Source organism: Streptomyces sp. NPDC002671 (genome assembly GCF_053592475.1).
This window is the reverse complement of the sequence record NZ_JBSFVU010000001.1, coordinates 468,063-480,224: the sequence shown is the minus strand read 5'-3', so window position 1 is coordinate 480,224 and position 12,162 is coordinate 468,063. Positions and strand designations below refer to the sequence as shown.

General features: G+C 71.8%; 8 protein-coding genes. 7 read left to right on the top strand and 1 reads right to left on the bottom strand.

Translation table 11 applies throughout. The features are described 5' to 3' along the window. Window positions 1-38: 38 nt before the first annotated feature. The 3 genes from ACWD35_RS02015 to ACWD35_RS02005 are packed head-to-tail and all read left to right on the top strand — an operon-like array spanning window position 39 to window position 6,045. Complete coding sequence (locus ACWD35_RS02015; protein WP_451349172.1) at window positions 39-3,248, top strand: hypothetical protein; 3,210 nt, start codon at window positions 39-41, stop codon at window positions 3,246-3,248. Further along, window positions 3,245-3,952 (top strand): DUF4255 domain-containing protein, encoded by a 708-nt coding sequence (locus tag ACWD35_RS02010; protein ID WP_451349171.1) that lies wholly within the window; start codon window positions 3,245-3,247, stop codon window positions 3,950-3,952. The genes ACWD35_RS02015 and ACWD35_RS02010 overlap by 4 nt, the downstream gene beginning before the upstream one ends. Next, window positions 3,949-6,045, top strand: a complete 2,097-nt coding sequence (locus ACWD35_RS02005) for an ATP-binding protein (protein ID WP_451349170.1) — start codon at window positions 3,949-3,951, stop codon at window positions 6,043-6,045. The genes ACWD35_RS02010 and ACWD35_RS02005 overlap by 4 nt, the downstream gene beginning before the upstream one ends. 16 nt (window positions 6,046-6,061) lie before the next feature. Here the strand turns inward: ACWD35_RS02005 and ACWD35_RS02000 are convergent, their stop codons facing one another. Further along, window positions 6,062-8,092 (bottom strand): eCIS core domain-containing protein, encoded by a 2,031-nt coding sequence (locus ACWD35_RS02000; protein WP_451349169.1) that lies wholly within the window; start codon window positions 8,090-8,092, stop codon window positions 6,062-6,064. A 244-nt stretch (window positions 8,093-8,336) separates the two neighbouring features. On the opposite strand from ACWD35_RS02000, the gene ACWD35_RS01995 reads away from it, so the two are divergent. From ACWD35_RS01995 to ACWD35_RS01980, 4 genes are read left to right on the top strand one after another with little or no spacing between them, the layout of a single operon-like run. Then, complete coding sequence (locus ACWD35_RS01995) at window positions 8,337-9,887, top strand: phage tail sheath family protein (RefSeq protein WP_451349168.1); 1,551 nt, start codon at window positions 8,337-8,339, stop codon at window positions 9,885-9,887. A 41-nt stretch (window positions 9,888-9,928) separates the two neighbouring features. Continuing rightward, the gene (locus ACWD35_RS01990; protein WP_041127466.1) at window positions 9,929-10,369 is read left to right on the top strand and encodes a phage tail protein; all 441 of its coding nucleotides are present in this window, start codon (window positions 9,929-9,931) and stop codon (window positions 10,367-10,369) included. After that, complete coding sequence (locus ACWD35_RS01985; protein ID WP_451349167.1) at window positions 10,366-10,857, top strand: hypothetical protein; 492 nt, start codon at window positions 10,366-10,368, stop codon at window positions 10,855-10,857. The genes ACWD35_RS01990 and ACWD35_RS01985 overlap by 4 nt, the downstream gene beginning before the upstream one ends. Next, on the top strand, window positions 10,854-11,012 hold the full coding sequence (locus ACWD35_RS01980; RefSeq protein ID WP_451349166.1) for a DUF6760 family protein: 159 nt from the start codon (window positions 10,854-10,856) through the stop codon (window positions 11,010-11,012). The genes ACWD35_RS01985 and ACWD35_RS01980 overlap by 4 nt, the downstream gene beginning before the upstream one ends. Window positions 11,013-12,162 lie beyond the last annotated feature (1,150 nt).

Here is a 12,162-nt window from a genome sequence, read left to right as displayed (position 1 = left end):
ACATCCAGATGCCGCATCAGACTGCGAAGGGGACCGTGATGGAAACCGCTGGCCCCGGCGGGCGGTACCGCCTGGGGAGACTCGGCACCTCGCTCCTGCTGCTGATCCCCCTGCTCGGGGTGACAGTGGCGGCCGGGCCGGGCAGCGCCGAGCCCGCGGCGGCTGCCGACGCCGCGGAAACCCGGGTCGCGTACGCGGGCACCGGCCACCGCAGCCTCGGTGAGGTCGCCTCCACCACCTCCAGCACCCCGCTGTTCGGTGACGGCCCGGTCCACTACGACACGCAGCCGTCCGCCCTCGGCGACCAGATGGTCTTCGCTAGCCGCCGCGACGAGAAGGACCCGCAGGTCTATCTGCGGGCCGCCGACGGTTCGGTACGACGGCTCACCAGCGGCATGGACGCGGCGCACCCCCAACTGACCCCCGACGGCCAGTCGGTGGTGTTCGACGCGGCCGAGTCCGGAGGACTGGGCGGCGGGACCCAGCGCGACCTGTGGCTGGTGCGCACCGAGGGCACCGGCCTGACCCGGCTGACCGACACGTCCGCGAACGAGGAGGACCCGACGGTCTCCCCCGACGGGCAGCGCATCGCGTACGCCGACGACAGCGACCCGCTGGTCGGCCGGCAGATCTACGTACGGGCCCTGAGCGGTGGCACCGCCACCCGGATCACCGATCCCGCCAACGGCACGGCCTCCGAGCCGGCCTGGAACCCGGTCGACGACGACGTCAACCGCGACTGGATCGCGTACACCGCCACCACGACCGTCGACGGGCAGTCCGTGACCCGGCTGCGGATCACGAACGGGACCGCCGACGAGCCGCTGTTCGGGGGCGCGCAGGCAACCTGGCGGGCCCACGGGGCAGCGTGGCTGCCCGACGGGGACGGTGTGCTGTTCCTCAGCCCCGAGATCACCTGTCAGTGCGAGGGCGACTGGGACCATGTGTTCCGCTCGACCGCCCACTCCGACCAGGTCCCCTCGCTGGTGCTCAACGAGGACCGGAACGTCCTGTCGCCCACCTGGCTCGGCTCCATGGACGGCGGCAGGGCGGTGGTGGAGCGCACCTCGGCGGCCAACCCGCACGTGGTGACACTCCAGGACGCCCGGGCGGACGGCTCCGACCCACGCGACCTGGGTCTGACGATCCTCAACGAGGATCCCGCGGCCGACACCAACACCGACCCCGCCAAGGACCCGCTGTTCCAGCCCGCGGCCGGCCACGACCCGTGGACCGAGCGGCAGAACTACACGCCCGACGGCCGCCGGATCGTCCTCACCCGCTTCGAGGACGGCGCCGACGGCCGGATCGAGCGGATCTGGATGGCCGACGCCGACGGCTCCAACGCGGCGCCGCTGCCGCTCGCGGGACGCGGCGCGAACGACTGGGACACCGACCCGACGTTCTCCCCGGACGGCAAGTACCTCGCCTTCACCCGGACTTCGCCGGGCGGCGTCGGCGATGCCGCCGGAGCCAGCCGCATCCTCATCGCGGATGTCGCCACCGGCGCGATCACCGGCGAGATCGTGCCGCCGGCCGGGCAGCTCCAGGGCCAGGACGCCCAGCCCACCTGGTCGTCCGACGGCACCACCCTGGCCTTCACCCGCAACATGGAGATCAACGGGGGCGGCGGCAACAAGCACGTGTGGACCGTGCCCGTGAACGACCTGACCCAGCAGCGTGACCTGAGCGCCGCCAACTGCCCGGGCGACTGCGCGGTCATCGACGACAGCCCGGCGTTCTCACCGGACGGGCGCAGCATCGCCTTCAACCGCAAGAACGGCGCCGGCCGGATCGACGAGGAGAACGGCATCCTCCTGACGTCCGTGTCCGGCGACGACTGCCAGGTGCTGCTGCCCACCGTCGCCCGCGGCCAGTCCAGCGCCTGCGGCCGGGAGCTGCCGGACACCACGACCACCGGACCGCACCAGCCGCGCGACGCCGCCTGGACCGCCGACGGCAAGAGCCTGGTATTCAGCTCCCGTGCCGAGGCCGCGGTCAACAGCCCCGAGAAGCTGAGCCTCCTGGACGTCGACTCCGGCGATATCACCCCACTCACCACCGAACTCGCGGGCCGCCAGAAGGAACCCACCGTCCAGCAGTCCGTGGACCTCGCCGTCCGTGCGCCCGGCACCACGCCGGAGGTCACCGTCGGCGACTCCACCACGGTCCGCGTCGACGTGGTCAACAACGGCCCCGCCGCCTCGCCCGGCACCCGCCTGACCGTCGCGCCGCCGACCGGCGTGCAGGTCACCGGGATCAGCCGGCCCGGCGGCACCTGCGACGCCTCCTCGCTCCAGTGCGACCTGGGCGTGGTGGAACCCGGCACCACCGTGCCGGTGGACGTCACGCTCACCGGAGTCACCCCCGGCGACGCCCCGGTCGACTGGTCGGTCACCGGCACGGTCCTGGACCCGCAGCCCAGCGACAACACGGGCCGGACCGTGGTGCCGGTGCGCGAGGCGACACCGCCCCCCTCGACACCGCCCCCCTCGACACCGCCTCCCTCGACACCGCCCCCCTCGACGCCGCCCCCGAGCTCCACGCCCACCCCGACCCCCACCACGCCGCCCACGGTGCCCCCGGAGCCCGAGGAGCCGAAGGCCGGGCCCGGGGTGCGGGTCACGGCCCAGCCGAACCCCGGCTATGTCGGCGGGCGCGTCGTGGTGACGTACACCGTTCGCAACGGCCGCAACGCGCTGGCCACCGGACTGCGGCTGAAGATCGGCCTGCCCTCGGGGCTGCCCAACAGCGGGCCGCCCGAGGGCTGCGACCAGAACTGGATGTGCGCGCTGCCCGACCTCACGCCGGGCGCGAGCACCGTCGTACGGGTCGTGCTCAGCCCGAAGAAGGCGATGACCGGCCAGGTCACCGGCGTGCTCACCACCACCGGCACGGACGCGAACAAGAATGACAACACGGCCAAGGAGCGGCTGCGCATCCTCCAGCCGCGCATCGTCGCGGTGCCGGACATCGGCAAGCCCGGCTTCGTCACCTCCGTGCGCGGCAAGGACTTCCCGCCGGGAGTGCCGGTGAAGTTCAAGTGGAACCCGGGGATCACCGCGGCGGCGGCGCCCACGATCCCGAAGACCGACGGCACGTTCATCGGCCAGCTGCTCATCCTCGCCAAGGACCAGACCGGGCCGCGCACCATCACCGCCAGCGGACCCGGATTCTCCCCGGTGAAGACCGACTTCCTGGTCGTCAACGGCAGTGTGCAGCCGCCGGACGAGGTGACCCGCCGGTGATCCACGAGGTCGACGAGGGCCTGCGGCGGCTGCTCGCCGAGAGCGGTCTGGAGGCATCGGGCATCGAGGTGGTCTTCGACGCCCCCACCCGGGACTGGGCGGCCCGCCGCAGCGCTCCGACGGTCTGCGTCTTCCTGTACGACATCCGCGAGGACGCCGTACGACGCGGTACCGGTGCCGGGGAGGTGTACGACGAGGATGGACACCTCGTCGCCCGGCGCTCCCCGCCGCGCTGGTTCCAGCTGACCTATCTGGTCACGGCCTGGGCGAGTCGCCCGCAGGACGAGCACCGGCTGCTGTCCCAGGTGCTCGGCGCGCTGGTCGCGCACGACACGCTGCCCGCCGGGCTGCTCACCGGCTCGCTCGCCGAACTCGGCCTGACTGTGGGCCTGGAGACCGCCGGGACGGGCATGGACGCGCCGGCCGCCGCGGACGTCTGGTCGGCGCTCGGCGGAGAGATGAAGGCGTCGCTCGGGGTACAGGTGCGGGCACCGCTCGCCGGTGTGACCAGGGCCGCCGCGCCGCCCGTCACCGAAGGCCTCGTCGTGCGCTCCGCCGCCGCCCGCGAGGGTGAGGAGACGAGCCCGGGCCGCCGGCTGCGCTACACGGAGGCCACCGACCCCGGCCGCGACGGGTTCACCGGGCCCCGTGAACGGCCGCCGGCCCCGGCGCGCAGGCGGCGCAGGGGGGATCGGCAGGCGTGACGTACACCGTGGAACCCGCGGTCGGGGGCGGTGTCGGCGCGGGAGGGGACACCGGTGTGGATCCCCTGTGGGAGCGGCTCGGTGCCGTCGAGGCGCGGGTACGGGAGGCCGTGGCGGTACGACGGTCCGCGGACCCCGATCCCGACGATCCCTACCGGGGCCAGTACCTCACCCCGGAAGCGGCGGCGCGGATCCTGGACGAGCCGGGTGGGCTAGTGCCCGCCCAGGGACTCTGGCAGCCGCCGGCGGGGTCTGTGCTCGACGGACTCGTCCGGCGGTTCGGGCTGTCCTCGCTCGACCTGGACCTGCTGCTGGTCGCGATGGCACCCGACCTGGACGCGCGGTTCGAGCGGCTCTACGGCTACCTCAACGATGACCTGACACGCCGTCGGCCCACGGTCGGGCTCGCGCTGGAGCTGTGCGGACTCGGCGGCGCCTCGCCCGCCCGGTTCCGCCTCGCCCCCGGGGCGCCGCTGATCGCACACGGTCTGGTGGAGGTCACCGAACCGGAGCGGCCGCCGCTGTCTCGTGTCCTGGCCGTCCCCGACCGGGTCACCGCGCACCTCCTGGGCGGCACACGGCCCGACGCCCGGCTCACCGGTGTGCTCGGCGAGGCCCGGGAGGACCCGACCGCCGAGGCCGCGGACGTCCACCGCGCGGCGGCCGCGGTCGGCACCGGCGTCGGTCTCGTCCATCTGCGCAGCCGGGGCGGCGACGCCGAGGGGCTGGCCACCGCCGCCCTGCACGCGGCCGGACTCGGCCCGCTCGTCCTGGACGCGGTGGCGCTCGCCCGGCGCTCGGCCGACGTGCCGGCACTCGCCCGGGTGATCGCCCTCGAAGCCCGGCTGACCGGCGCCGGTGTGGTCCTCGGCCCGCTGACCGCGTTGCCCGGAGAACCCGCCGAACGAGCCCGAACGCTCTCGTCGTTGTGCGCCGAACTACGCGGCATCCCCCTGTTCACCCACGGCACGACCGGCTGGGATCCGGCATGGGCGGCCGACACCCCCGTCGTGCTGAACGTCGAGGCACCCTCCCCGGAACGACAGGCCGCACGCTGGCGCCACGCGCTGGACCAGGCCGCCGGTGACGCCGTGACCGGTGACGTCGAGGCGCTCGCCCGGGCCGTCGCCGCGCATCGCCTGGACTCCGGGCAGTTGCGCCGGGCCGCCGACGCGGCGGTGCGGACAGCCACCATCGAGGGACGGCAGGTGGGTCCCGACGATCTGCGTACCGCCGTACGGGCGCAGAACGGCGCCGGGCTGGACCGGCTCGCCCGGCGCGTTGAGCCGGGGGTCGGCTGGGACGATCTGGTGCTGCCGCCGACCACCCACCGCCGGCTGCGTGAACTCGCGCTGCGCGCCCGCCACCGCGAGCAGGTGCTCGGGCAGTGGGGGATGCGGCCCGGCGGCGGCCGGGGCCGCGGTGTCATCGCGCTGTTCGCCGGCGAGTCGGGCACCGGCAAGACCATGTCCGCCGAGGTCGTCGCCGCGGACCTGGGCATGGACCTGTACGTGGTGGATCTGTCCACGGTCGTCGACAAGTACATCGGGGAGACCGAGAAGAACCTGGAGCGGATCTTCACCGAGGCGTCGGCGGTCAACGCGGTGCTGCTCTTCGACGAGGCCGACGCGATATTCGGCAAGCGCTCGGAGGTGAAGGACGCCCACGACCGGCACGCCAACATCGAGTCGGCCTATCTGCTCCAGCGCATGGAGTCGTTCGACGGGATCGCGGTGCTGACCACCAACCTGCGGGCCAACCTGGACGAGGCGTTCACCCGACGCCTCGACGTGGTCGCGGACTTCCCGGTGCCGGACGACGGCCAGCGCCTTGCCCTGTGGGACCGGTGCCTGGGCGACCGACTGCCCCGGGGCGACGACCTGGACCTCGCCTTCTGCGCCGACCGCTTCGAACTGGCCGGCGGCTCGATCCGCGCCTGCGCGGTCACCGCCGCCTACCTCGCGGCCGAGTCCGGCGAGCCGCTCACCATGCGGCAGACGGTGACCGCGATCGCCCAGGAGTACCGCAAGCTCGGACGGCTGGTCCTGGAGAGCGAGTTCGGGCCGTACCTGGCGCAGGCCGCCGGCGTGTGAGGCGACCGGCCCGAGGTCAGGGCTTGGACCTTCTCGTGGCCTTGCTGAGATCCACGCTGTTGGGCAGCATCGCCTGCGGACGCAGGAGGTCCTTGAGGAGGAACTTCATCAGTTCCGCGCCGGACATGCTCTTCAGCCGGTTCGCCAAGGCGGGATTGGCGTCCTCCATCCGCATGATCTCCAGCACCGCGCGGTCCACCAGGCCGGGAATGATGTCCCTGCCCCTCAGGGTGTTGGAGCGGATCCGCTCCTTGTACTCCTTCTCCTTCCGGTGGCCGGCGCCGTAGGTCATCGTGCTGAACTCGTCCGCCGCGACCTCGCTCTTGACGACGGGGAGCAGGTTGGCCCGCTCCGGGTCCGTCTCCTGTGCCTTGGCCTGCATGATGAGTTCCATCATGTCGAGGTCCGTCTTGTTCATCCCGCGGTCGAAATTCCGCACGGGCCGGGAGAACTGCTTGGGCATCTTGTCCATGCGGGTGGGCAGTTCACTCTTGAAGGCCGTGGGTTCGGTGGGGTCGGCCTTGATCACCGGATACTCACGCTGGGCGAAGTCGCTGAGCATGAGCCAGCCCTGGGACTCCAGGGGCGAGTCCGCGAGCGGGATCTCGAACCGGACCTTTCCGAACCGGGTGTCGCGGAACTCGCTGCCCGGTGCCTCCAGGAAGAAGAAGACGAAGCCCTCGTTCGCCAGGACGTGTGCGTCGTAGCCCTCGGAGTTGTTGGCCGCGTCGGGGTTGTCCTTCAGCAGCTCCGCCTTCGACTTGATCTGGTTCGCCTGCGACAGCAGGTCAGCCCGGGCCTCGTCCTTGGTGTAGTGGCACAGCACGCTCTGCCGCAGCGCGGCTGTCAGGTTTCGTTCGACACCGCTCACCCAGTCCTTGCGCCCGCGGGTATTGATCTCGTTGGCCATACCGGCCCGGTTCATCTCGGAGAGTTCGCGGAAATAGCTCGGCCCGTTCATGGCGAACGCCACGGCGCTGTCGGCCCAGGTCTCCTCGTTCCAGAGCAGGCCGCGCGCGGTCATCGCCTCGAAGGGGGCGCGTGCTTCGGCGGGGAAGTCGCTGTCCCTGCCGATCTGTTCGGTCACCAGGTTGTTCTCGGCCTTGAGAGCCGTGCGGGCCTCGGTCAGGAAGTGCCGGGCGGCGGTCCCGGACTCCTTGGTGAGGTTCTCCTCGGCGCTGCCGACCGCCAACAGCAGTGTCATCAGCACCTGCGCACAGTGCATCGGGTCACGCTTGGGATCCGCGTCGTACGCCTTGATGCCCTCGCGGATCTCCGCCAGTTCGGGTGACTCCTGCGCGGGCGTGCTCCCCCAGGACTTGAGGAAGGACTTCAGGGGGTTGCCGTCGGACCCGACCGCCGGCAGCTTGTCCGAGAGCGCCTCATGGCCCTTGCGCTGGATCACCGCCGCCCCGGAGGACACCGGCCCGGAGTGCTCCGCGGTGCACGCTTCCGCCCGCTGCACGGGTGCGGGCCCCGCCATGATCCGGTGCGCGTTCGCCTCGGCCTCCCGTTCGAACCGGTCCGAAGGGTCGGACACGCGCAGGCCGTTGCCGTGGTCGGTGCCCGCGACCGGCCCCTGCCGCTGCTGGACGACGTGGGTGAGTTCATGCGCGAGGGTGTGCTTGTCGCCGCCGCCTTCGCCGATGACGACATGGCTGCCGGAGGTGTAGGCACGCGCGCCGACGGAACGGGCCGAGCGGGCCGCCGAGGCGCCGGTGTGCAGCCGTACGTCGGAGAAGTCGGTGTCGAACCGGGACTCCATCTCCTGGCGCACCGGCCCGGCGAGGGGTTTGCCGGCCGAGCGCAGGACGTCGTGCACCTCGGTGCCGGGCTGCTCCGGGGCTTCCGTGGTGCGTGCCCGGCGGGCGATCATGCCGGCCACCGCGGCGTTGCCCGCCGTGCCCTGGGCGGCCTGGAGCGCGGCGGCCGTGAGCGGGGGCGGTACGGCGGCGCCGTTCCCGGACGCCTCCCGTCGGGCGCCGGCCTGGCCGCGCGCCGGTTCCTGGTCCTCGCTCCGGCCGGTGCGCGGCTTGGAAGTCTGCACCTGCTGCCTCCTCGTCGGCGCCCATGCTGCGGCTCTCCAGTTCATCGCGGGGGCGAGCGGGGCGTCCAGGCCCGAAGGGGCAGCGCGAGGGCAACGGTGGGCGACGTCGGGACGGTCAACCTGGGGCGTCCGTAAAGGCAGATGTATTGCCCCCGGGCAGGTCCGCAGGTCCCTGCCGCTGTGCCGGTACGCCACGCAGACTCGGCCTGGACACAGGTGACCGTAAGGACGTTAAGGAGCGAGCATGCCGACGTACCTCACCCCGGGCGTATACGTGGAGGAGGTGCAGTCCGGTGCCCGACCGATCGAAGGGGTCGGCACGGCCGTCGCCGCGTTCGTCGGCTTCGCCGAGAAGGGGCCGTTCCACGCGCCGACGCTGGTCACCAGCTGGGACCAGTACTCCCAGGTGTTCGGCGGCTTCACCGAGGGCACCTATCTCGCCCACGCGCTCTACGGGTACTTCTCCAACGGCGGCGGCGCCGCGTACGTGGTGCGCATCGGCGGGGCCGCCGAGGCCACCTCGGGCCCGTCGGTCAATGGCGGCCGGCAGCCGAAGGCGGCTGCGCCGGTCGAACTCGGCGGCTTCCTGATCGCGGCCAAGCCGGGCATGACCGGGGTGTCGGTGGAGGTCGCCGACGTGGACGGCGAGAACCCGCCGGAGGACCGCTTCAAGGTCCTGGTCCGGCGCGGCGACGAGGTGGTGGAGACGTACGACGCCTCCACCCGCAAGAACGTCAAGGGCTACCTGGTCACCCAGGCCCGCGCCTCCAAGCTGATCGAGGTCACCGAGCAGCGCGGCGCGTCCCAGACCAAGCCCGCCGCCCAGACCGTCGCGATCCCCGACGCCGCCGCCCCCGCCTCCAACGGCTCCGGTGAGCTGGCCCGCATCGACCCCGCCGAGTACGTCGGCGACGCGGCGGCCCGTACCGGGTTCGGCGGTCTGGAGACCATCGACGAGATCACCATGGTCGCGGTGCCCGACCTGATGGGCGCCTACCAGCGCGGCGACATCGATGCCGAGGGCGTGCGCACCGTGCAGCTCGCCGTCATCTCGCACTGCGAGCAGATGGGCGACCGCGTGGCCGTCCTTGACGCCCCGCCCGGGCTCAACGCCCAGCAGGTGCGCACCTGGCGTAACGACGAGGCGGGCTACGACTCCCGGTACGCCACCCTCTACTACCCGTGGGTGCGGGTCTTCGACCCGGCCCTCGGACGCAACACCACCGTCCCGCCGAGCGGTCACGTCGTCGGCGTGTGGGCGCGCAGCGACGCCGAGCGCGGTGTGCACAAGGCGCCGGCGAACGAGGTGATCCGCGGCGCGGTCGACCTCGAACTCCGACTCAGCAAGGGCGAGCAGGACCTGCTCAATCCGATCGGCGTGAACTGCATCCGGGCCTTCCCCGGCCGCGGCATCCGGATCTGGGGGGCCCGCACGCTCTCCTCCGACCCGGCCTGGCGCTACCTGAACGTACGCCGCCTGTTCAACTACCTGGAGGAGTCCATCCTCCTGGGCACCCAGTGGGTCGTGTTCGAGCCCAACGACGACCGGCTGTGGTCCAGCATCCGTCGCAACGTCACCGCGTTCCTCACCGAGGAATGGCGCCGGGGCGCGCTGTTCGGTCGTACCGCCGACGAGGCGTTCTACGTCAAGTGCGACCGCGACAACAACCCGCAGGAGTCCATCGACCAGGGCCGGGTCGTCTGCGAGATCGGCGTCTCGCCGGTCAAGCCCGCCGAGTTCGTGGTCTTCCGGCTGGCCCAGTTCTCCGACACCACCAGCCTCATCGACGAGTGATCCGCGAGTCCGGTTCTGTAAGGAAAGGTTGACAGACAGTCATGGCAACGGGCGATGCTCTTTCCACTCACGTCTTCGGCGTGCAGCTCGGCGGATACCTGGTGGAGTCCATCCAGGAGATCAGCGGGTTCACCGTCGAAGAGGATGTCGTCGAGGTCAAGCAGGTCACCGCGGAGGGCAAGCAGATCATTCGCAAGCAGCCGGGTGCCCGGCAGGCCGGTGAGATCACGATCACGCGGGGACTCGACCAGAGCAGCGAGTTCACCCAGTGGATCAAGGAGACCCTGAACAACGGGGCCGTCAACACCGCGCGGCAGAACCTCACCATCGAGATCAAGGACACCGAGGGCAACACCGTCCGCCGTATCCAGCTCATGCAGGGCTGGGCCTCCAAGTGGGAGGGCCCCTCCCTTAAGGCGGGCGAGTCGTCCCCGGCCACCGAGTCGGTCACGATCACGTTCGAGGAGATCGTCGTCGAATGAGACGCCGTACGGTGACGGCGGGCAACCTGGAGGATCTCCTCCAGGTGACGGCGCCCGCCCAGGCGCCGGAGCAGACGGCGGCCCCCACCCCGCCGCGCCGTGAGGACGACAACAGCGGGCTGCGCACGGAGTTCGAGTTCGAGCTGCCGCGCGGGTACGTCGACGAGGCGGGCACCGTGCACCGGTACGGCTCGATGCGGCTGGCCACGGCCCGCGACGAACTGCGGCCCCAGATCGACCTGCGGGTCAAGGAGAACCCGGCGTATCTGAGCGTGGTGCTGCTGAGCCAGGTGATCACCCGGCTCGGCACGATCACGGATGTGCACGCCGGGATCGTCGAGCGGATGTACGCCACAGACGTGGCGTTCCTCCAGGACTTTTACCGCCGCGTCAACAGCGAGGGCCACACCCGCGCGGCGGTCACCTGTCCGCACTGCGAGGGCGGCTTCGAGGTCGACCTCTCGGGTGGGCGCCTGGGGGAATCGTGACGTACGCCCTTCCCCGGCTCCGGGAGGAGATCGCGTACATCGCCTACCACTTCCACTGGGAGCGCGACGAGATCCTCGATCTCACGCATGGTGAACGCCAGCAGTGGGTGGCCGAGATCGCCCGTATCAACACCCGTATGAACGAAAGCGGTTGAGTAGATGGCATGGCGGGACAGGCTGCGCCGCCGCGCCGGGGCGGGCGGGTCGGGGGCCCGGGACTCTGCCGTGCCTGGGGGCTCGGATGCCGGTGGCGACGGCGGTTCGGATCCTTCGGGTGCATCGGGTACATCAGGTACTGTGGGTTCCTCCATGCCTGGCGACTGGGACGGCGGTTGGCGCCGCACCGCCCCACCTCAACTGACGGTCTCCCGCGCTCCGTTGGGCGTGAGTGACGGCCTCACCTTCCGTGCGGCGCTCGCCGCCTGGCAGAACCCTTCCTTTGACAGCGGGCTCGGGCATGCGCTGCTGCCGACGGCTCCGGCTGGGCTGGTGCGGGGTGTGGCTCGCCCGGCCGGCCCGCGCGCTGTGAGCGCTGACGGGGGGGCGCTGGTGCTTCGGGCGGTGCGGACCGAAGGGGGCGAGGAGTCGGAGGACGGGGCGCAGGGGGATTCTCGCTCGAAGTCGACGTCGGCGTCGGTACGTCCAGCTCGTGGTGGCTCCTCCGGTGCCAACCGCACTGTGGGGAAGGGGAGGTCGGGCGGAACTTCGCAGAGTCGTGACATCACGTCGTCCGTGGGTTCCCCCACTGTCCTTTCCTCCCCGACTCCCGCTGTCCAACGGCCCGTTGCCCCGTCGGCCGCCGCGCCGATTCCGCTCGTACGACGTATCGCGGTGATCCCCGGGGCGGCCGGACCGTCCGTCCAGCGTGCCGCGAAGGAGGCGCCGGAGACGGGTGCGCAGCCCGCGCCGAGCGGAAACCGGTCGAAGGTGTCCCTCCCCGCCGTCCAGCCACGGTGGGTGGGGCCCCACTTGACGGTCGCCCCCCGGGTGACGGGGCCTGTACGCCATGTCCCTGCCCTGAGGTCTGCGGTGGTCGCCGAGACGGCCGCACCGAGCACGCCCGGACAACGTGCGGGAAACCGGCCGCCGTTGGGTGCGCCGCTGGCGGAGGATGCCTCCGTCGTGCCCGCTGCGGGACCCGTGCCCGGTCCGGTGTTTCCCGTGGTTCAGCGGCAGGCCGAGGACGTCCAGAGTTCCTCCGTCAGCCCTTCGCCGAGCGCCGCCGTACAGCGTGCGGGAAGCCGCCCGCCGTTGGGTGCGTCGCCGGTGGAGGATGCCTCCGTCGTGCCCGCTGCGGGACCCGTG